At 72.6% G+C, this 21,084-nt stretch carries 18 protein-coding genes; 10 read left to right on the top strand and 8 right to left on the bottom strand.

Annotated features, from left to right (window positions below; all coding sequences use genetic code 11):
* Positions 1-137 precede the first annotated feature (137 nt).
* The 4 genes from dnaK (at position 138) to ACK2IS_RS02840 (ending at position 4,479) form a co-directional block, all read left to right on the top strand.
* On the top strand, positions 138-2,003 hold the full coding sequence (gene dnaK / locus ACK2IS_RS02825) for a molecular chaperone DnaK (RefSeq protein WP_409484647.1): 1,866 nt from the start codon (positions 138-140) through the stop codon (positions 2,001-2,003).
* On the top strand, positions 2,000-2,857 hold the full coding sequence (grpE, locus tag ACK2IS_RS02830) for a nucleotide exchange factor GrpE (protein ID WP_409484648.1): 858 nt from the start codon (positions 2,000-2,002) through the stop codon (positions 2,855-2,857). The genes dnaK and grpE overlap by 4 nt, the downstream gene beginning before the upstream one ends.
* 147 nt (positions 2,858-3,004) lie before the next feature.
* A complete protein-coding gene (locus ACK2IS_RS02835; protein WP_409484649.1) occupies positions 3,005-4,018 on the top strand; it encodes a DnaJ C-terminal domain-containing protein in 1,014 nt (337 codons plus the stop codon).
* Positions 4,019-4,023: 5 nt separating this feature from the next.
* Positions 4,024-4,479 carry a heat shock protein transcriptional repressor HspR gene (locus ACK2IS_RS02840; protein WP_409484650.1) on the top strand — a complete coding sequence of 152 codons (456 nt, stop codon included), beginning with the start codon at positions 4,024-4,026 and terminating at the stop codon, positions 4,477-4,479.
* Positions 4,480-4,584: 105 nt separating this feature from the next.
* Here ACK2IS_RS02840 and ACK2IS_RS02845 read toward each other — a convergent pair whose 3' ends face one another.
* From ACK2IS_RS02845 to ACK2IS_RS02855, 3 genes are all read right to left on the bottom strand, one after another.
* Positions 4,585-6,282, bottom strand: coding sequence for a substrate-binding domain-containing protein (locus tag ACK2IS_RS02845; RefSeq protein WP_409484651.1), 1,698 nt, complete (start codon positions 6,280-6,282; stop codon positions 4,585-4,587).
* Between the two features lie 171 nt (positions 6,283-6,453).
* Positions 6,454-7,236 (bottom strand): nitrilase-related carbon-nitrogen hydrolase, encoded by a 783-nt coding sequence (locus ACK2IS_RS02850; protein ID WP_409484652.1) that lies wholly within the window; start codon positions 7,234-7,236, stop codon positions 6,454-6,456.
* Positions 7,233-7,763: an O-acetyl-ADP-ribose deacetylase gene (locus tag ACK2IS_RS02855; RefSeq protein WP_409484653.1), complete on the bottom strand. Its 531-nt coding sequence runs from the start codon at positions 7,761-7,763 to the stop codon at positions 7,233-7,235. Before ACK2IS_RS02855 ends, ACK2IS_RS02850 begins: the two co-directional genes overlap by 4 nt.
* Before the next feature lie 114 nt (positions 7,764-7,877).
* On the opposite strand from ACK2IS_RS02855, the gene ACK2IS_RS02860 reads away from it, so the two are divergent.
* A complete protein-coding gene (locus tag ACK2IS_RS02860; protein ID WP_409484654.1) occupies positions 7,878-9,560 on the top strand; it encodes a PHP domain-containing protein in 1,683 nt (560 codons plus the stop codon).
* Positions 9,561-9,626: 66 nt separating this feature from the next.
* Here the strand turns inward: ACK2IS_RS02860 and cls are convergent, their stop codons facing one another.
* The 5 genes from cls to ACK2IS_RS02885 form a co-directional block, all read right to left on the bottom strand.
* Complete coding sequence (gene cls / locus ACK2IS_RS02865) at positions 9,627-11,120, bottom strand: cardiolipin synthase (RefSeq protein ID WP_409484655.1); 1,494 nt, start codon at positions 11,118-11,120, stop codon at positions 9,627-9,629.
* A gap of 9 nt (positions 11,121-11,129) precedes the next feature.
* On the bottom strand, positions 11,130-11,447 hold the full coding sequence (locus ACK2IS_RS02870; RefSeq protein ID WP_409484656.1) for a DUF3349 domain-containing protein: 318 nt from the start codon (positions 11,445-11,447) through the stop codon (positions 11,130-11,132).
* 145 nt (positions 11,448-11,592) lie between these two features.
* The gene (locus ACK2IS_RS02875; RefSeq protein ID WP_409484657.1) at positions 11,593-11,934 is read right to left on the bottom strand and encodes a DUF3349 domain-containing protein; all 342 of its coding nucleotides are present in this window, start codon (positions 11,932-11,934) and stop codon (positions 11,593-11,595) included.
* Positions 11,935-11,954: 20 nt separating this feature from the next.
* On the bottom strand, positions 11,955-12,260 hold the full coding sequence (locus ACK2IS_RS02880) for a hypothetical protein (RefSeq protein ID WP_409484658.1): 306 nt from the start codon (positions 12,258-12,260) through the stop codon (positions 11,955-11,957).
* Between the two features lie 14 nt (positions 12,261-12,274).
* Positions 12,275-13,516, bottom strand: coding sequence for an inorganic phosphate transporter (locus ACK2IS_RS02885; protein WP_409484659.1), 1,242 nt, complete (start codon positions 13,514-13,516; stop codon positions 12,275-12,277).
* A gap of 315 nt (positions 13,517-13,831) precedes the next feature.
* Between ACK2IS_RS02885 and clpB the strand changes: the two genes are divergently transcribed.
* From clpB to ACK2IS_RS02910, 5 genes are all read left to right on the top strand, one after another.
* On the top strand, positions 13,832-16,396 hold the full coding sequence (gene clpB / locus ACK2IS_RS02890; protein ID WP_409484660.1) for an ATP-dependent chaperone ClpB: 2,565 nt from the start codon (positions 13,832-13,834) through the stop codon (positions 16,394-16,396).
* 185 nt (positions 16,397-16,581) lie between these two features.
* Positions 16,582-17,391, top strand: coding sequence for an ATP-binding cassette domain-containing protein (locus tag ACK2IS_RS02895; protein ID WP_409484661.1), 810 nt, complete (start codon positions 16,582-16,584; stop codon positions 17,389-17,391).
* Complete coding sequence (locus ACK2IS_RS02900) at positions 17,388-18,254, top strand: ABC transporter ATP-binding protein (protein ID WP_409484662.1); 867 nt, start codon at positions 17,388-17,390, stop codon at positions 18,252-18,254. The genes ACK2IS_RS02895 and ACK2IS_RS02900 overlap by 4 nt, the downstream gene beginning before the upstream one ends.
* Positions 18,251-19,573 carry an MFS transporter gene (locus tag ACK2IS_RS02905; protein WP_409484663.1) on the top strand — a complete coding sequence of 441 codons (1,323 nt, stop codon included), beginning with the start codon at positions 18,251-18,253 and terminating at the stop codon, positions 19,571-19,573. Before ACK2IS_RS02900 ends, ACK2IS_RS02905 begins: the two co-directional genes overlap by 4 nt.
* Positions 19,570-21,081, top strand: a complete 1,512-nt coding sequence (locus ACK2IS_RS02910) for an ABC transporter substrate-binding protein (RefSeq protein WP_409484664.1) — start codon at positions 19,570-19,572, stop codon at positions 21,079-21,081. Before ACK2IS_RS02905 ends, ACK2IS_RS02910 begins: the two co-directional genes overlap by 4 nt.
* Positions 21,082-21,084 lie beyond the last annotated feature (3 nt).

Below are 21,084 nucleotides of genomic sequence, written 5' to 3' on the forward strand. Positions count from 1 at the left end.
GCCGGGAATGGATCCGGCCCACCAAGAGTTGACACGGTCAGACTCAAGATCACTGACACGAGGTTGCACAGCGCCGCAGCCGGTCATATCTTGAGTGCAAGCGACTCAACCTGAACCGCAGACCCAAGGAGCCCCACATGGCACGCGCCGTCGGAATCGACCTCGGCACCACCAACTCCGCCGTCTCCGTCCTCGAGGGCGGCGAGCCGGAGATCATCGCCAACGCCGAGGGTGGCCGGACCACCCCGTCGGTGGTGGCCTTCAGCAAGAACGGCGAGGTCCTGGTCGGCGAGATCGCCAAGCGCCAGGCCGTCACCAACGTCGATCGCACCATCCGCTCGGTCAAGCGCCACATGGGCACCGACTGGAAGCAGGAGATCGACGGCAAGGACTACACCCCGCAGGAGATCAGCGCCCGCACGCTGATGAAGCTCAAGCGTGACGCCGAGGCCTACCTCGGTGAGGCCGTCACCGACGCGGTCATCACCGTCCCGGCCTACTTCGACGACGCCGAGCGCCAGGCCACCAAGGAGGCCGGCGAGATCGCGGGCCTCAACGTCCTGCGCATCGTCAACGAGCCCACCGCGGCCGCGCTGGCCTACGGCCTGGACAAGGGCAAGGAGGACGAGCTCATCCTCGTCTTCGACCTCGGCGGCGGCACCTTCGACGTGTCCCTCCTCGAGGTGGGCAAGGACGCCGAGGACGGCTTCGCCACCATCCAGGTCCGCGCGACCAACGGTGACAACCGCCTCGGTGGCGACGACTGGGACGACCGAATCGTCAAGCACCTGCTCACCCAGGTCAAGAACCAGACCGGCATGGACCTGGCCAACGACAAGATCGCGATGCAGCGCCTCAAGGACGCCGCCGAGCAGGCCAAGAAGGAGCTGTCCACCGCGACCAGCACCAACATCAACCTGCAGTACCTCTCGATGGGCGAGAACGGCCCGATCCACCTGGACGAGACGCTCACCCGCACCCAGTTCGAGCAGATGACGTCCGACCTGCTGGCTCGCTGCAAGGAGCCCTTCCACGCGGTCATCAAGGACGCGGGCATCCAGGTCGGCGACATCAACCACGTGGTCCTCGTGGGCGGTTCGACCCGTATGCCGGCCGTGAGCAACCTGGTCAAGGAGCTCACCGGCAAGGAGCCCAACAAGGGCGTCAACCCCGACGAGGTCGTCGCCATGGGCGCCTCCCTGCAGGCCGGTGTCCTCAAGGGCGAGCGCAAGGACGTGCTGCTCATCGACGTGACCCCGCTGTCCCTCGGGATCGAGACCAAGGGTGGCCTGATGACCAAGCTCATCGAGCGCAACACGGCCATCCCGACCAAGCGCTCCGAGGTCTTCACCACCGCCGAGGACAACCAGCCGTCCGTGCTGATCCAGGTCTTCCAGGGCGAGCGCGAGCTGGCCCAGCAGAACAAGGGCCTCGGCACCTTCGAGCTGACCGGCATCGCCCCCGCGCCCCGTGGCATGCCCAAGATCGAGGTCACCTTCGACATCGACGCCAACGGCATCGTGCACGTGTCCGCCAAGGACCAGGGCACGGGCAAGGAGCAGTCGATGACCATCTCCGGCGGCAGCGCGCTGTCCAAGGAGGAGATCGACCGCATGGTCAAGGACGCCGAGGCCCACGCCGAGGAGGACAAGAAGCGTCGCGAGGAGGCCGAGTCCCGCAACAACGCGGAGCAGCTCGTCTACTCCACCGAGAAGTTCCTCGCCGACAACACCGAGAAGCTCCCCGAGGACGGCCGCAAGCCTGTCGACGAGGCGCTGACGGACCTCAAGGCCGCCCTCGCCGACCAGAGCACCTCCTCCGACGACATCCAGGCCAAGGCCACGAAGCTGTCCGAGGAGTCGCAGAAGCTCGGCGCCGCGCTCTACGCCCAGCAGGACCAGGGGGCCGAGGCGGGCGCCCCGGGCGCCGGTGCCGGCCAGCAGGCCAAGGGCGACGACGACGTCATCGACGCCGAGGTCGTCGACGACAACGACGCCAAGTGACCGACGCCAGCACCGACCGCGTGGGCTCCCCCGAGCAGGGGGAGCCCACCGGGCCGGTCATCCGGGACAAGCGACGCATCGACCCGCAGACTGGTCGGGTGCGTGAGCAGGGCGCGGCCGCCGACGCGGGTCTCGCCCACGACGACCGGGAGGTCCCCATGTCTGACCAGCACCACGAGCACGACGACCAGCACACCGCCATGGCGATGGGCGACGACTCCTTCGGGGGCGCCGTGGGCGACGCCCTGCCGGGCCGGCAGTCCGCCGAGGGCGGCGAGTCCGGCACCGACGAGAGCGGCGACCAGGACGACGAGGACGGTATGCCGAAGAGCCCCTTCTCGCCGGAGGAGACCGCCGCGCAGACGGCCGCCCTCGACGCGGAGCGGGCTCGCGCCGAGGCGACGTCCGGTCAGGGGCATCCCGACACCGCGCTGGCCGCCGAGCGGCTCGCCGACCTGCAGCGACTGCAGGCGGAGTACGTCAACTACAAGAAGCGGGTCGACCGGGACAAGGCCACCCTCAAGGACCTGGGTGTCGCCTCCGTCGTCGAGGCGCTGATGCCGGTGCTCGACGAGATCGCGCTGGCCCGCCAGCACGGCGACCTCGCCGAGGGCAGCCCCTTCGCCAGCATCGCCGACAAGCTCCAGGCCGCCCTCGGCCGCTTCGGGCTCGAGCAGTTCGGCGAGGTGGGGGAGGCCTTCGACCCGGCCGTCCACGAGGCCCTGATGCACGTCCAGGCCGAGCTGCCCGAGGGGGCGACCGGCACGACCGTGGTCCAGGTCCTCCAGCCCGGCTACCGCCAGGGCGAGCGCGTGCTGCGCGCCGCCCGGGTCTCGGTGGCCGACCCGCAGTAGCCCACCCCGGCGCGGGGCGTCTCCCTCGGGAGGCGCCCCGCGGCGCACCGGGAGCCGACCCGGCGGGCGACCACGCCCGCCGGTCGGCATACCGGAACTGCATCCCCAGAACGCGACAGCACCTTTGACCCCAGGAAGGAGACGCCGGTGGCCAGCCAGGACTGGTTCGAGAAGGACTTCTACGCCACGCTGGGCGTCCCGGCGGACGCGGAGGCGGACGCCATCAAGCGCGAGTACCGCAAGCTCGCCCGCACGTACCACCCCGACCAGAACGCCGGCGACGCCGCCGCCGAGCAGAAGTTCAAGGAGGTCGGCGAGGCCTACTCGGTGCTCTCCGACCCCGAGCAGCGGCAGCAGTACGACGCCATCCGCCAGATGGCCCACGGCGGAGCGCGGTTCGCGCCCGGGGCCGGGGGAGCGGGCGGCGGCTTCGAGGACGTCTTCAGCCACCTGTTCACCGGTGGTGCGGGCGGCCCGGGCATGCGCTTCACCTCCACCGGCGGCGGGCAGCAGCCCGACATGGAGGACCTGCTGCGGATGTTCGGCGGTGCCGGCGGGGGCTCGCCCTTCGACGGCCACGGCGCGTATGGCGCCTCCCGGGGCCCCCGGCCCGGCGCGGACGTCCAGGCCACCGTGACCATCGGCTTCGGCGAGGCGGTCCGCGGCGACACCGTCAGCCTGACCGCGGGTGACGGCGAGCGGATCACCACCAAGATTCCCGCCGGGGTCAAGGACGGTCAGCGGATCCGGCTGCGCGGCAAGGGCCGTCAGGGCGACCCGGGCGCGTCCCGGGGCGACCTGATGCTCACCGTCCAGGTCCGGCCCCACGACGTCTTCGGGCGCGACGGCGACCACCTCACCGTGGAGCTGCCGGTGACCTTCGCCGAGGCCGCGCTGGGCGCCACCGTCAAGGTGCCCACCCTCGGTGGCGATCTGGTCGGGGTGCGGCTGCGGCCTGGCACCCAGAGCGGGCAGAAGCTGCGCGTCAAGGGGCGGGGCGTCGCCCGCAAGGACACCACCGGTGACCTCATCGCCACGGTCAAGGTGATGGTCCCGACCGAGCTGTCCGACGCGGCTCGCGCCGCCGTCGAGACGCTCGCCGCCGAGACCGCCGACGAGGACGTGCGCGCCGACCTGCGCGCCCGCGCCGCGAGGGAGTGACCGCCGTGCCCGCCGAGCCCTTCGCCCCCGACGACGACGCCCCCCTCTTCGTGATCTCGGTGGCGGCTCAGCTCGCGGGCATGCACGCCCAGACGCTGCGCCAGTACGACCGCCTCGGCCTGGTCACCCCCCGACGCACCGGGGGCGGGGGTCGGAGGTACTCGCCGCGCGACGTCGCTCAGCTGCGCGAGATCCAGCGACTGTCCCAGGAGGAGGGTGTGAGCCTGTCCGGCATACGCCGGATCCTGGAGCTGCAGGAGCACCTCGCGGCGCTGCACTCGCGGCTGGAGGAGGCGACCGCCGAGGTGGAGCGGCTCCGCGCGGCCACGACCTACGGCCAACGGGTGTTCGCCGCCGGCCGACGCGGCGAGGTCGTGGCGATGGCCCCCGGTCAGCGACCTCGGCCCCACCACCCGGCCGGTCAGGCCCTCGTCGTATGGCGTCCGGACGGTCGCGCCTGAGGGCCGGTCCGGTCCGACCCGACCCGTGATCCCCGACAGGGGCAGGACGCAGGCCCCGCCCCGCACGCTGCGGGGCGGGGCCTGCGTGCGCCAGTCGGGCGACGGTCACTTGCTGGCGATCATCCGCGAGGCCAGCGCCTCCTGCATGATCGAGAAGAAGCTCTCCACCTTGCGCGCGTCGTAGGCCTTGCCGTCCGGGACGGCCCGGGCGATGCGGTCGAGGGTGGCGAAGTCCGCGTCGGCGCTGACCGCCACCAGGACGAGGCGCACCGGTCGCGAGCTGTCGGCCCCGGCCTTGCGCAGGTTCCCGATCAGCTGGTCCTCCGTGATCGAGTCCGGGTCGTCGTTCTTGCCGTCGGTGATGAGCAGCAGGGTGTTGGTGTAGTCCGGCTGGTAGGTCTTCTGCATCTCCTGGTAGCCGCCCCAGATGGTGTCGAAGAGGGCGGTGCCGTTGGCCCGGCGCCAGTTCAACGTCTGCAGGGCCTGGCCGAGGGCCGCCCGCTGCGTGACGGCGCCGACCTTCTCGTCCAGCTGACGGGTGGGCGCCAGCACCTTCCAGTCCGGCTGCCCGTCCGCGCCCATGTCGAAGGACCACAGCCCGATCTGGCTGCTGTCGGGGAACTTCGCCAGGGACTGGACGGCGGCGTTGCGCGCCAGGTCGATGCGGTTCATGGTGGGCAGGGCGGGCTTCTTCATGGACTCGGAGGTGTCCATGACGGTCAACATGCGGGTCTGGCGGGACATGGTGACCCACATCTTCAGGGCCGTGTCCGTGTCGCGCGCGTTGCCCGCAGGCATCGTGGGAGGCAGCGACGCGGGCACGCCCTCCACGCCCGGCCCGGGCGACCCGTTCACGCGGAACCCGGCCTTGGTCAGGTCGGCGACACCTTCCTGGGAGGTGAGCCCAGCCCGCAACGCCTCGACGGCCTTGGCCGGCGCGGACTTGGCGCCCGCGACGGGCACCACGGGGTAGTCGAACTGAGGGACGCCCTCCGCAGGGGTGATCGCCCCCACCTTGGCGTCCGGGTGGGCGGCGTTCATCGCGACGATCTGTTGCTCGGAGGCCGGGAAGGTCATCGCGCCCGGGTCGGAGGACGTGGCGAGGCGGCGCAGCTCCCGCTCGTCGATCGTGGTGCGGGAGAGCACGAGCAGCAGCTTCTGCAGGGCCGTCGCGTCGTTGGCGGCGCTCACCGCGAGCGCCTTCTGCACACCGAGCAGGGAGACCAGGGAGGCCGTGCTGCGCTCCGGGGTGGCGACCCGGAGCGGCAGGACCTGCTGGCGGATCAGGTGGGACCACGGCAGCGGGGCCTGCCGGACCCGACCGACCGCGGCGTGGGGGATGGTGAACAGCACGGGGGAGGTCGCGACGGGCTGGCCCAGCTCGAGCTTGAGGTCCGGGTTCGCCGCGGTGACCCGCTGCACCCAGACCGAGGAGTCGGGGATCCACACCTGGGTGCGGTCGTTGGCGCCGCTCATCAGGCCCGAGGCGGTGACGGCCGAGCTCTCGGTGGTGATGGTGTAGTCGACGCAGTCCTTCCCGTTGGCCTCGAGGCGATCGGTCACCGTGCGCAGGACGGGGGCGAAGTCCTCGGTGGTCGTGACCCGCAGCGGTGTCGACGTCGTGCACCCCTTGAGCGCTGGGGCCGAGGACACCGCGGAGGCTGCCGTGGCGGTGTCCCCGCCGCCTCCGGAGTGGTGGTTGATCGCGAACAGCGACCCGAGCCCGACGACGGTGGCGAGCGGTAGACCGATCAGCGCAGCCTTCGGCGTGGCGCTGCGGTGGGGTGAGGAGTGACGTCCCATGACGTGGAATGTAGCCGAGCGGGAGCACGGCGTGAACGGGCGGAAACGGGCCGATCGCCTGACTGAGGACCCTAGGGGATCAAGGATTCACGCTGGGTGAACCTGTCATGCTGACAGTGAGGAAAGTCCGTGCGTGGTCCGGGGCGATGGCGAGTGGGCTACCTCCCGGGCTCACCCGGCCCCGAGGACGGGTACCTGCCGTCGCGTCCGCGCGACCAGGTCCAGGTCCAGGTCCGCCACGAGCAGCCCCGGGTGGGCGTCGAGTCGCGCGCGCACCGCCCCCGCGGGGTCGACGACCGCGCTGCGGCCGACCCCGAGCGGCCTGGACCCGGCGTCCGGTCGCCAGGCCTGCCCCGCCGCGACCACCCAGGCCTGCGCGTCGTGCCCCCGGGCAGCGGTGAGCAGGTCCCACTGCTGGGCCTTGCCCGGCCCGTCGCCCCAGGAGGCGCCCAGGGCCACGACCTCGGCCCCTGCCCGGCCCAGGGCGGTGAACTGGTCCGGGAACCGGACGTCGAAGCAGGTCGCCAGCCCGACGCGGACCCCGTCCACGTCGACGGTCACGTAGTCGTCCCCAGGGGCGACGTGGTCGGACTCGCGGGTGGCGAAGGCGTCGAAGAGGTGGACCTTGCGGTAGGCCACCTCGGCGTGCGGGCCGGTGAGCAGCAGCGTGTTGTGGACCCGGCCGTCGGGTGCCGGCTCGAACATCCCGGCCACGACCGTGATCTCGTGGTGGCGGGCAGCCGCCCGCAGCCCGTCCGCGAACGGGCCGTCCAGGGGCTCGGCATACGGCCCGACGGGGACCGCGAAGCTCACCATCGTGGCCTCGGGCAGCACCACGAGCGACGCGCCTGCCGCCGCGGCGTCACGGACCAGGCGAACCGCCTCGGCGAGGTTGGCCCGGACGTCCTCCCCGCTGAGCAGCTGGCCGGCGGCCACCCGCCAGGTGCGGCTCACCCCTGGGCCTCCAGCCGTGCCTGCGCCGCGACGAAGGCGTCGCGCGAGGTGGGGTCGAACGGCACGAAGCGCACCAGGTCGATGCCGTCCTTGGGATGACGGCTCACCTGCTCCAGGGCGATCCGCGCCACGTCGGCGACCTTCCAGCCGTACGCCCCGGCGCTGACCGCGGGGAAGGCGATGGAGCGCACCCCCAGCGCCTGGGCGACGTCGAGGCAGCGGGTGTAGCAGGACGCGAGCAGCCGCGGGTCGATCTGGCCCTCGTGACGGTTGGGGCCCACGGTGTGGATGACGTAGCGGCAGGGGAGGTCACCGGCGGAGGTGGCGACCGCGTCCCCCACGCCCAGGCCGTCGGGCAGGTCCGTCGCGCGGACGTGCCGGCACTCCTCGCGCAGGCTCGGGCCGGCGGCGCGGTGGATGGCGCCGTCCACGCCCCCACCACCCATGAGCGAGGAGTTGGCGGCGTTGACGATGGCGTCGACGGCCTGCTCGGTGATGTCGCCCTGGACGATCTCGATCACTGCCATGGGCCCAGCCTAGCCACGGCACGTTCACCTGCGCGGTGTCGTGCCGTCACCGCACCCTCCTAGCGTCCCCGGGGGAAGACCCACGACCCCATCGACCTCAGGAGCGATCACCCCATGTGCCGCGACGGCTCGCACGACCACCCCCTCCCCGCCAACTGGGACGAGCCGGTGACGCCGCTGTCCCCGCGACGTCCCGCGCGACCCTCCCGACGGGGCCTGCTCGCGGGCGCCGCCGCCCTCGGGGCGGGCCTGCTGCCGGGGACGTTCGGTCCGGCGAGCGCCGCGCCCGGCGGACGCGGCCAGGCCAAGGGCTACCGGTGGCTCGTGGGCGACCACCACGTGCACACGGTCTTCTCCCACGACGCGAAGTACCTCGTCGACACCCAGGTCGCCAAGGCCCGGGAGTTCGGCGTCGACTGGATGGTCTTCACCGAGCACGCCAACGTCGCGCACCACGAGAAGGGCGCCTACCTGGAGAAGGCGGTCCTGGAGCGGATGCGGGCGGCGAACCCGGGCCTGCTCGTCTTCCAGGGCCTGGAGTGGTACATCCCCGCGGCCGAGCACTGCACCGTGATGGTCGCCCCCGGCGCCAACGACGTCGAGCTGATCCGCCAGTTCGAGAAGCAGTGGGACGGCAAGCTCAACAAGTGGGAGAAGCCTGCTCCCGGCACCCCGCAGGTCGCCGAGTGGGAGGCCAAGGCCGTGCAGGCGCTGCAGTGGCTCGCCGGTGAGCGCCGTCGCGGGGTGGTCGACGACGTGCTCGTCCTCGCCAACCACCCGCTGCGCCTCGGCATCGACTCCCCGCACGAGCTGCGAGCCTGGCGCGACGCGGCGCCGGACATCATGATCGGCATGGAGGGCGCACCCGGCGCGCAGGCGGGCGCCTTCGGGACCAACCGCGACCCCTCCTACCAGCGTGGGGAGTACGAGAATGCCCCCTCCCCCTACTCCTGGCCGGGCTACCCGCTCGAGGCCTACCGCACGCGCGGCGGCTTCGACTGGGCGACGTCGGTCGTGGGCGGGCTGTGGGACTCCATGCTGGCCGAGGGCCGGCCCTTCTGGATCACCTCCAACTCCGACCACCACAACGAGTCCCGCGACCGCACCCGCGTGGGCGACTACCCGGCGGGCGAGAGCTTCGACACGATGGGTCGCCGTCCTGACCCGGTGCCGACCGCCGAGCCCCAGGGCGGCGCGGACTACTGGCCCGGCAAGTTCAGCCGCAACCACACCGGCGTCGAACGCAAGACCTACCGCGACGTGATGCAGGCCCTGCGCGAGGGGCGCTCGTGGGTCGACCACGGCCACCTGGTCAACCAGGTCGAGGTCACCGTCACCGCCCAGGGCCCCCGCGGTCGGCGCGAGGTCGCCACGCTCGGCGGCCGGGTCACGGCCGCCCGCGGCAGCCTGGTGGTGCTCACCGTCCACGTCCGACCGACGACCTACGCCAACGCGTGGGGGATCACCCCCCGGCTGGCCCACGTCGACGTCATCCAGGGCAGGGTCACCGGCCCGGTCGCCGACCGCGACACCTGGAAGGCCCCGGACACCCGGGTCACGCGGACCTTCGACACGACCGGCAGGCGCGGGGAGATCCACCTGACCCACGCCTTCGTCGCCACCTCGTCCGGCTACCTGCGCCTGCGGGGCAGCGACGGCCACCGGCACGGCGTCGGCCCCCTGGGCGCGGCGGTCGACCCGCACGGCCCGATCCCGCACGACGGCGCCACCGACGCCGGCAACCCGTGGATCGACACGTGGTTCTACACCAACCCGGTCTTCGTCGACGTCCGCTGACGAGGGGACTCGGGTCGGGCCGTGTGCCGGGGGTGACCACGGGAGTCTTCCCCGGCATACGGCCTGTCACATCAAGGCGGAGGCGAGCCGGCAGAAGCCGTCGGCGACCTTCTGGTGCCACGGACGCCGCTGCCACTCCAGCAGGCTGAGCGGGCGGGACGCGGCGCGCAGCTCGTCCTCGTAGGCCGCCAGGTCCCGGCCGAAGTCCTCGCCCTCGACCAGGACGGACACCTCCAGGTTGAGCTGGAAGGATCGCACGTCGAGGTTGGACGAGCCGACGACCGAGGTCTGGCCGTCGACGGTGAGGGTCTTGGCGTGCAGCACGTAGGGCGGGGGGTACATCCAGATCCGGACACCCGCCTCCAGCAGCAGGCCGTAGTACGACCGCTGCGCGTGGTGCACGATCCGCTGGTCGCCCTGCTCGGAGACGAACAGCTCCACGTCCAGGCCCTGCTCGGCCGCCGTCGTGATGGCCATCAGGATCGACTCGTCCGGCACGAAGTAGGGGCTCACCATCCGCACCGACTCGTTGGCGTTGTAGATCAGCGAGTTGAACAGCTTGAGGTTGTTCTGCGCCTCGAAGCCGGGCCCGCTCGGCACGCACTGGGCGTAGAGGCGCCCGGGCTGGTCCAGGACGTCGACCGGTGGGTCGGCGACGTCGAGGAGCTCGTCGGTCTCGGAGTACCAGTCGGTGCGGAAGACCGCGTCGAGCTCCTGGACGATGGGGCCGCCGAAGCGCGCCATGATGTCCCGCCACTCGCGTCCGAGCCGACGGTTCTGCCGCTTGCCGTAACGCGCGTCGATGAGGTTCTGCGAGCCGACGAAGGCTACCCGCCCGTCGACGATGAGGAGCTTGCGGTGGTTGCGCAGGTCCGGCCGCAGCAGCTCCCGCTTGAACGGCGTGAACGGCAGCATCCGGGCCCAGCGCACCCCCGACTCCTGCATCCGGGCCAGCGTGGCCCGGTACCCCGGGATGCGCAGGGACGCCAGATGGTCGAAGAGCACCCGGACGGTGACGCCGCGGGCCACGGCCCGCTCCAGCGCGGCGAAGACCGGCTCGGTCGTCTCGTCCGCCGACAGGATGTAGAACTCGGCGTGCACGAAGTCCACCGCGGCGTCGATCTCCTCGATCATCCGCCGAAACGACAGCAGGTAGTCCGGCTCCAGGGTGGCCTCGCAGCCGGGGACCATGGGCATCGCCCCGAGCCGGCGGTTCATCCGGGTGACCGGCTCGAGCCACGGCGGCGCCGAGTCCGGGCCCTGGGTGTCGATGTCGGCCGTGCGTTGGAGGATCACCTCGGAGACCCGACGCTGCTTGTTGCGGCGGCGGCGGGGGAGCTTGGGAGAACCGATCAGCGCGTACGCGAACAGGCCCACGAAGGGCACGAGGAAGATCGCGAGCAGCCACGCGACGGCGCTCGCGGGTCGGCGCTCGTTGGAGACGACGGCGGCGGCGACCACGCGGAAGGCCAGGTCCAGCACGATGACCAGGTAGACCCACAGGTTGCCCCAGGTGGGCGGCCAGTCGAACCACCCCCACCAGCCGTAGACCCACTCCACCGTCGCAGGCTAGCTGGCCGGACCACCCGTGGAGGGGCTTTCCTCCACCGCGACCGGGAAGCCCTCGGCCAGGAGCCGCTCGCTCACCCGGATCATCTCCTCGTGGCTCGGCAGCTCGGCGGTCACCCGCGTCATGCCCACGCCGACGTCGACGTGGTCGGCCGGGACCAGGCCGCGACGCACGAGCTCCTGGCCGAGCTCCTCGACCTCGGAGTCGCTGAGCCGGCGGCGCAGGAGGGCCAGCATGGGTTGGTAGTCGGTGGCGGGGACCCCGTCGGGGTAACCGGCGCGGAGCCAGGAGATGACGCGTTCCAGGTAGTGGTTCATGGTGTCGTCCTCGGGTGGGGCCGGTGACCGGCTGGGTGCTCGACCTGCAGGGGCGTGACGTGGCGTGCCTGGATGACGGAGGGGCGCTGCGACACCGTGCGGTGCCGAGCGCCCCGTCGCCGTGGACGTTACGTCCAGTATGACGTCAAATACTCTCGGTCGAACTATTGTCTCGCGAACGTGAGGGCGCGTCGGCCGGCGCCAGCGGCCACCCACCGGCCGCCAGCCGGCTCGCGACCCGCTGGACGTCCTCCGCGGAGGGCCGTTCGTGGACGGCCTGGCGGATCCGCTGCTCGATCTGTGCGCGCGACACCTGGGTGCCGGGCTCGCTGTGCCGGGCGATCTCCCCGGCGACCTGCAGCACCTCCTGCTCGGTGAGGTCGCGGTGCAGGATGCCGAGGAGGGCGATGTAGTCCTGCTGCGGCACGCCCTGCGGATAGCCCGCCCGCAGCCAGTCGATGATCCGGGTCAGCACGGTGCTCTGCATGACGGCCGACTCTGCCCTGCTCAGTGCTTCTTGTCCACGATGGTGGGGTAGACGTGGCTGAAGTCGACGGCCTTGCCGAAGCCCGAGGCCACGATGATGGTGATGCCGGTCAGGATCGCGGCGGCCACGACGGCGAAGCACACGATCCCCACGACCCGGCCGACCGGGTGCGGCGTGGCGGTGCTGTCGATCTCGGCGGAGCCGCCGACGCCGTACGCCATCGCCTTGATGCCCACGGCGAACAAGGCGGGCAGGCCGGCCCCGAGGACCAGGCCCACGGCCAGGACCTTCCAGGCGGCGTCGAAGAGGAGCTCGAGGTTCTTCATGGGTGACGGTCCTCTCAGGCGCGGGTGGCGGCGACGGGGTCGGAGCTGGCGGCGATCGCCTCGGCGGCGTCGTCCGTGTCGTCCCACTCGGCGTTGACGTTGTTGTGGTCCACGGGCTTCTGCTTGGAGCGGTACCACATGTAGCCGGACAGGCCGCACAGGATGGCGAAGATCACCACGACGCCGACGATCCCGCCGATGGTGTGGCCGATGACGTACATGACGGCCCCCACGACGGCCGCGGCCGGGAGGGTGATGCACCAGGCGGCGAGCATGCGGGCGGCGACGCCCCAGCGGACCTCGGCGCCCTTCTTGCCCAGGCCGGTGCCCAGGATGGACCCGGTGGCCACGTGCGTGGTCGACAGGGCGAAGCCGAGGTGGCTGGAGGTGAGGATCGTCGCGGCCGAGGCGGACTCGGCGGCCATGCCCTGCGGGGAGGAGATCTCGACCAGCCCCTTGCCCAGGGTGCGGATGATGCGCCAGCCGCCGAGGTAGGTGCCGAGGGCGATCGCCAGGGCGCAGGACAGCTTGACCCAGAACGGGACCGAGTGGGTGTCGGTGTGGGACCCGTAGGCGATCAGGGCGAGGGTGATGACACCCATGGTCTTCTGCGCGTCGTTGGTGCCGTGGGCGAGGGAGACGAGGGACGCGGAACCGATCTGGCCCCAGCGGAAGCCGCCCTCCTTCCACCGCTCGTTGACGCCCTCGGTGATCTTGTAGATCAGCCAGGTGCCGACGGAGGCGATCAGCGCCGCGATGAACGGCGACACCAGGGCCGGCATGACGACCTTGCCGACGACGCCGTCGAGCTTGCTGCCGTCCCCGTTCCACTTGACGCCCGCCCAGCCCATGGCGGCGATGGTCGAGCCGATCAGCCCGCCGAAGAGGGCGTGGGAGGAGCTGGAGGGCAGGCCGAGCAGCCAGGTCAGCAGGTTCCAGACGATGCCGCCGATGAGGCCGGCGAGGACGATCAGGAGCAGGGCCTGACCGTGGTTCGCCATGAGCGAGGTGATCGGGGAGCCGTCCTTGTTCTGGATCTTGATGACGGCGTTGGTGACGGTGAGGGCGACCTCCACGGACAGGAAGGCGCCGATCAGGTTGAGGGCGCCGGAGAGGGCGACCGCGGTCTTGGGCTTGAGCGCACCGGTGGCGATGGACGTGGCCATCGCGTTGCCGGTGTCGTGGAAGCCGTTGGTGAAGTCGAAGGCCAGGGCCGTGATCACGACCAGCACGAGAAGGATGAGCGAAACGTCCACGCGTTCATTGTTGGGTGCTCAAGGGGGTGCTTTCGACCCGGGGGGCGACTGCTCCCCTCGGCGGTTCCAAGTGTTCACCTCCCGGTCGCGTGGCGTTGTGGATCTTTCACTCATGGCAGTCGTCGATGGACACGCAGTCATCACTGCAGGTGAAAGGCGGAGAAGGTCCGACCACCCCGGGTGAGGGGTGCGCCGGCCTCCTTGAGTGGAATACGCTCAACTTTGTGCTCGTTGACCAGGGCGAGCCGAGCTTCGGCATACCACCACCAGTGGCCGCGAGGCCGCTGCCGACCCGATCCGACCAGGAGCCGCCCCATGGAGCTGACCACCAAGGCAGCCGAGGCCGTCAACGCGGCCGTGCACGACGCGACCGGCGCCCACCACGCGCAGGTCGAGCCCGCCCACCTGCTCATGGCCCTGCTCGCCCAGCAGGACACCACCACCGGCCCGCTGATCACCGCGACCGGTGCGGACGCCCGCGGCGTCGGAGCCGCCGCCGCCAAGGCCCTCGCCGCGCTGCCCACCGTCAGCGGCAGCACCGGCACCCCCACCGCGTCCCAGGCCACCCAGGCCGTGCTGCAGCAGGCGGGCAACGCCGCCGCGGCGATGGGCGACACCCACGTCTCCACCGACCACCTGCTGCTCGCGATCGCCCGCGCCGGGTCCTTCGGGCTCGACCCGGCTGCCGTCGAGGAGCAGATCCCGGTCGTGCGCGGCGGCCAGAAGGTCACCTCCGCCAACCCCGAGGGCACCTTCGAGTCGCTCGCGAAGTACGGCACCGACCTGACCCAGGTCGCCCGCGACGGCAAGCTCGACCCCGTCATCGGCCGCGACCCCGAGATCCGCCGCGTCGTCCAGGTGCTCTCCCGCCGCACCAAGAACAACCCCGTCCTGATCGGCGAGCCCGGCGTGGGCAAGACCGCCGTCGTCGAGGGCCTGGCCCAGCGCATCGTCGCGGGCGACGTGCCGGAGTCGCTGCGCGGCAAGCGGCTGATCGCCCTCGACCTCGGCGCGATGCTGGCCGGCGCGAAGTACCGCGGCGAGTTCGAGGAGCGGCTCAAGGCCGTGCTCGACGAGATCCGTCGGTCCGAGGGCGAGGTCATCACCTTCATCGACGAGATCCACACCATCGTCGGCGCCGGGGCCTCCGGGGACTCCTCGATGGACGCCGGCAACATGCTCAAGCCGCTGCTGGCCCGCGGCGAGCTGCGCCTCATCGGCGCGACCACGCTGGACGAGTACCGCGAGAACATCGAGAAGGACTCCGCCCTCGAGCGCCGCTTCCAGCAGGTCCTCGTCGGCGAGCCGTCCGTCGAGGACACGGTCGCGATCCTGCGCGGGCTCAAGGAGAGGTACGAGGCGCACCACAAGGTCGCCATCGCCGACTCCGCCCTCGTGGCCGCCGCCTCCCTCTCCGACCGCTACATCACCGGCCGCAAGCTGCCCGACAAGGCCATCGACCTGGTCGACGAGGCCGCGTCCCGGCTGCGCATGGAGATCGACTCCTCCCCGGTGGAGATCGACGAGCTGCGACGCCAGGTCGACCGGCTGCGGATGGAGGAGCTGCACCTGTCGGCCGAGCGTGACGACGCGTCCCGCGAGCGCCTCGAGCGACTGCGCCAGGACATCGCGGACCGCTCGGAGGAGCTGGCCGCGCTCACCGCCCGCTGGGAGGCCGAGAAGGCCGGCCTCAACAAGGTCGGCGAGCTCAAGGCGCGACTGGACGAGGCGCGCTCGCGCGCCGAGGTCATGGTGCGCGAGGGCCGTCTCGACGAGGCTGCACCGATCCTGTACGGCGAGATCCCGGCCCTGGAGCGCGAGGTCGAGGCCGCCCAGGCCGCCGAGTCCGAGGCCGCCGTGGCGTCCGCCGACACCGGGGGCCCGATGGTCCAGGAGCAGGTGGACGCCGACGCCATCGCCGAGGTCATCTCGGCGTGGACCGGCATCCCGGCCGGGCGCCTGCTGGAGGGCGAGACCGAGAAGCTCCTGCACATGGAGGAGATGCTCGGTCGGCGCCTGATCGGCCAGGCCGCCGCGGTGCAGGCGGTCTCCGACGCCGTGCGCCGCTCGCGGGCCGGCGTCGCGGACCTGAACCGTCCGACCGGCTCGTTCCTGTTCCTCGGCCCCACCGGTGTCGGCAAGACCGAGCTCGCCAAGGCGCTCGCGGAGTTCCTCTTCGACGACGAGCGGGCGATGGTGCGCATCGACATGTCGGAGTACTCCGAGCGGCATTCGGTGGCCCGGCTCGTGGGGGCTCCTCCCGGCTACGTGGGCTACGAGGAGGGCGGCCAGCTCACCGAGGCCGTGCGGCGCCGCCCCTACTGCGTCGTGCTGCTCGACGAGGTGGAGAAGGCGCACCCGGAGACCTTCGACATCCTGCTGCAGGTCCTGGACGACGGCCGGCTGACCGACGGGCAGGGGCGGACCGTGGACTTCCGCAACGTCATCCTGGTGATGACCTCCAACCTCGGCTCGCAGTTCCTCGTCGACCCGGTCATGGGCGAGGCGGCCAAGCGCGAGGCGGTGATGACGGCGGTGCGGGCGGCGTTCAAGCCGGAGTTCCTCAACCGCCTGGACGAGACGGTGGTCTTCGAGCCGCTGTCGACCGACGAGCTCGGTCACGTCGTGGGTCTGCAGGTGGACGAGATGGGTCGTCGCCTGGCCGACCGCCGGATCCGGCTCGAGGTGACGCCGGCGGCCCGGGAATGGCTGTCGCTGACGGGCTACGACCCGGCCTACGGCGCGCGGCCGCTGCGCCGGCTGGTCCAGCGGGAGATCGGTGACCGCCTCGCCAGGGCGCTGCTGTCCGGTCAGGTGCGGGACGGGCAGGCCGTGGTCGTGGACCGCCAGGACGACGCGGACGCGCTCACCGTGCGCTGACCGATCCTGGCCTGACCGAGGCCGTAGGAGCTCGGCCCACCTCGCCCGAGGTGGGCCGAGCCCCTCGTGACGTGCCCCCGCGGTCCGGTGGTGGTCCCGTCGGCGCAGGTGGACAGCCGTGGGATGCTCTGCCATGATCGAGGATAATGAGAACGGTTACCCTTACCGAGGATGCGCCGCCCGTCGTGGAGGTGCGATCGCTGTGCGTCGGCTTCGCCGGCAGGCAGGTGCTCCACGACGTCGGCCTCCGGGTCGACCCGGGTCACCGGCTCGGCATCATCGGGGGGTCGGGCTCGGGCAAGACGCTCACCGCGTCGGCGATGCTGGGGCTGCTCCCGGCGTCCGCGTCCTGGACCGGCGAGGTGCTGCTCCAGGGACGACCCACCAGCGGGCTGGACCAGGCGGGATGGCGCAGGCTGCGTGGTGCCACCGTGGGGCTGGTCGCCCAGGACCCGCGCTCGGCGCTCAACCCCCTCGTGCGGGTCGGTGACCAGGTGGCCGAGCCGCTGCGCGCCACCGGCGTCGGCCGACGCGAGGCGCGGCGACGTGCCCTCGACCTGCTCGAGGCCGTCCGCCTGCCCGACCCGGCCCGGGTGGCCCGGCGCCGGCCGGGGGACCTGTCCGGTGGCCAGCGCCAGCGGGTGGCCCTCGCCCTGGCCCTCGCCGCGGACCCGACCCTGCTCGTGGCCGACGAGCCCACGTCCGCCCTCGACGTGTCCGTCCAGGCGGACGTGCTGCCCCTGCTGAGCGAGCTCACCGAGGACCGCGCACTGGTGCTGATCACCCACGACCTCGCGGTCGCCGCCCAGGTCTGCACCGACCTCGTGGTCCTCGGCTCCGGCCGGGTGCTGGCCGCCGGACCGGTCGACGAGGTCCTCGCGCGCACCGACGAGCCCGCGGTGGCCGAGCTGCTCGCGGCCACCCACGCCTCCGCCCTGCCGCAGCGGTGCGCGCGCTGCGAGGACGAGCCCGACCTGGCCGAGGTGCCCGCATGACGACGGGCGACCCGCTGCTCGTCGCCCACCACCTCACCCGCCGCCATCCCGCCCCCTGCCTGACCGACCGACTGCGCGGCCGCGGCGCGGTGACCGCCCTCGACGACGTGAGCCTGCAGGTGCACCGGGCCGAGCGGCTCGGCGTCGTGGGGGAGTCCGGCTCCGGCAAGACCACGCTGCTGCGGATCCTGCTCGGCCTGGAGCGACCCGACGCCGGGACGGTGACCTTCGACGGGCGGCCCGTGACGGCCGGGACCCGGATGCCGTGGTTCCGGGCGCGGGTCCAGCTCGTGCCCCAGGACCCCTCCACCTCGCTCAACCCCTACCTGCGCGTGGGCGACGTGGTCGCCGAGCCGCTGCGCTGCCTGGACCTGCACCCGAGCCGCGAGCCGGCATACGGCCAGGCACCAGGAGCCGTGCCGGGCCGCAGCGGCCGCGAGGACCGGGCGGCGCGGGTGGCCCGGTGCCTCGAGCTCGCCGGCCTGCCCGCGGCCCTGGCGTCGCGCCGCCCCGGGGAGCTGTCCGGCGGCGAGCGGCAGCGGGTGGCCATCGCCCGCGCCCTCGCCCCCCGGCCGGAGGTCGTCCTCGCCGACGAGGCGGTGTCCGCCCTGGACGCGACCGTGCGCCGGCGGGTGCTGCAGATGCTGCGCGAGACCTGCGAGCAGGCAGGGGTGGCCCTGGTGCTCGTCTCCCACGACCTCGGGGCGGTGTTCCACACCTGCGAGTCGGTGGCGGTGCTCGACCGGGGTCGGCTCGTGGAGTCGGGCCCCGTCGAGGAGGTCTTCACCGCCCCCGCCCACCTGACCACCCGTCGGCTGGTGAGCGCCGTCCCTCGTCAGCCCCGGACCCGGGCGCCGCGATGACCGCCCTCCTCGCCCCCGAGCGGGCCGTGCGGCGACCGCTGTGGCCCCGGCTGACCGGGCCGCTGCGTCTGCTGCTGCTGACCCAGCTGGCGTTCAACGTCGGCTTCTACCTCGTCGTCCCCTTCCTGGCCGCGCACCTGGAGCAGGACCTGCACCTGGCCGGGTGGTTGATCGGCGTGGTCCTGGGCCTGCGGACCTTCTCCCAGCAAGGCCTGTTCGTCGTCGGGGGCGCCATCGCCGACCAGGTCGGCATCAAGGGCTCCATCCTCGTCGGCTGCGCGGTACGGGTCGCAGGCTTCGTCCTCCTCGGCCTGGCGACGTCCCTGCCCGGGGTGATCGTCGGGGTCCTGCTCGTGGGCGTGGCCGCCGCCCTGTTCTCCCCGGCCACCGAGTCCGCGATCGCCGCCTGGGCCGGCGACCTGGAGCGCGCCGGCGGCCCGCCCCGCACCGAGGTCCTCGCCCTGGAGACGGTCTGCAGCCAGGCCGGGTCGGTCGTCGGCCCGGTGCTGGGCGGAGCGCTGCTCGGCATCCCCTTCCGGACCACCTGCCTGGTGGCCGCGGCGATCTTCGTCGGGATCCTGGTCGCCCACGTGCGCCACCTGCCGTCCGGCTGCCGGGCCGGGGAGGCGACCCCGGTGGGGGAGACGCTGGCGACGCTCGTGCGACACCGCGGCTTCCTGGCCTTCGCCGTGCTCAGCTCCACCGCCCTGGTGTCCTACGCCATGCTCTACCTCGCGCTGCCCGTCGAGCTGCAGCGGATCGGCGCCCCCTCGTCGGCGATCACCTGGTTCTTCGTGCTCGCGGCCGTCCTGACCATCGGCCTGCAGGTCCCGGTGACCCGGGCGACCGCCACCTGGACGGTCGAGGGCCGCCTGGTGACCGGGCACGCCCTGCACGCCCTGTGCTTCGTGCCCGTCGCCCTCGCAGCACCCTGGGCGCCATCCGGCGGTATGCCGGGCTACCTCGCCCCGGTCCTCATGGTCGTGCTGCTCCACCTGGGCTCCATGCTGACCGGCCCGGTCGTGCGCGACGTCGTCGCCCGCACCGCCCACGAACGCCGGCTCGGGGCCCACCTCGGCGCGCTCGCCTCCCTGGGTGGACTCGCCGTCCTCGTCGTCAGCAGCGCCGTCGGGGGACTGCTCGACCTCGCCCGCTCGCCCGCCCCCTGCGCCTGGGTGCCGTGGGCGGTGCTGGCCGCGCTCCCCGCGGCGTCCGCCGCCGGCATACCCGTCGTGCTGCGCCGGCTGCCCGATGCCACCGCGACGGCTCACCCCTCCTGCCTGTCCCCGTCCACCCGACCAGACCAGGAGACGCCATGACCCATCGCCGGCGCCGCGCCCGCATCACCCTCCCGATCGCCCTCGCCGCGCTGCTCGTCGGCGGCTGCATGCCGGGGGGAGCCCCGGCGCGGGACTCCTCGTCCGGGTCCGCGCCCCGGCTGCGGGTCGCGCTCAACTTCCCGCCGGTCGCGGGGCTGTCGCCCTACAGCGACGACGCGGTGCTGCTCACCCGCGCGGGGATCACCGAGTCCCTCATCCGCTTCGACAAGGACGGGACCCCGCAGCCGGCGCTGGCCCGCAGCTTCTCGATGGTGGGCGACCGGACCGCGCGGTTCGTGCTGCGCAAGGGTGTGACCTTCCACGACGGCACCCCGATGGACGCCCAGGCCGTCGCGGGCGCACTGACCCGGGCGATCTCGGCCAGGCCGGCGCCCGAGACGGTGAGCGGCCGCCCCCTGGCCGTCAAGGCCGTCGGCGCCGACACCGTCGAGGTCACCTCCGCCGTCCCGGACCCGGTCCTGGTCCAGCGGATGGGCAACCCGGACCTGGCGATCCTGGCCCCCAAGGCCTACGCCAAGGACCCCAACCGCCCCGACCCCATCGGGTCGGCCACGGGCCCCTTCCGACTGGTGGCCCTGACCGGCGCGTCCGAGGCCAAGGCCGACGCCAACCCGACCTACTGGGGCGGCCACCCGCGGCTGTCCGGCCTGGACATCAGGTTCATCGGCAAGGCCGACGCACGGACGGCCGCCCTGCGCGACGGCCAGGTCGACGTGATCCAGAACGTCCCCATCGCCCAGATCGCCAACGTGGGTGCGGACAAGGTGGTCTCCCGGCCGGTGCCCCGCACGACCGGCATCTACCTCAACGCCGCCAAGGGCGTCCTCGCCGACCCGGCGCTGCGGGCGGCCGCCCGGGCTGCCGTCGACCCCGCTGCCGTCGCCACGGGCGTCTTCGAGGGCCAGGCGGACCCGGCCCGGGGCTTCTTCCGCGGCGACACCGCGTGGGCGCAGGGCCGCCCGACGCCGACGTTCCCGGCCCCGGGCGTCGCGAAGGGGAAGCGGATCACGCTGGCGACCTATACCGACCGCCCCGAGCTGCCCGAGACCGCGACCGTGGTGGCCGACCAGCTGCGCAAGGCCGGGTTCGTGGTGGACGCCCCGGTCGTCAAGAGCTACACCCTGCTCGAGCGGGACATCGCGGCGGGCACCTACGACGCGGTGATCGGGTCCCGGATGTACCTCAGCCAGGCGGCCGACCCGTTGTCCGGGCTGCAGAGCGACTTCACCTGTGCCGGGACCTTCAACCAGTCCCACCTGTGCGACCGCGGCCTGGACGCCCTGGTCGCGCGAGGGGCGTCGCTGTCCGACGTCGCCGCCCGCCGCACGGCCGCTCTCGCCGCGGAGGCCCGCATGCTCGGGACCGCGGCCTATCTCCCGCTGGTGCACGAGCGGGTGCGCATCGGGCGGGTCGCCGGCGTGACCGGCCTGAGCGAGGACCCGCTCGAGTGGCGCATGGTCACCGAGCAGACCGCCCTGGCGCGCTGAGCC

It is taken from the genome of Arsenicicoccus dermatophilus, assembly GCF_046267915.1.
GTDB classification, from domain to species: Bacteria; Actinomycetota; Actinomycetes; order Actinomycetales; family Dermatophilaceae; genus Arsenicicoccus; species Arsenicicoccus dermatophilus_A.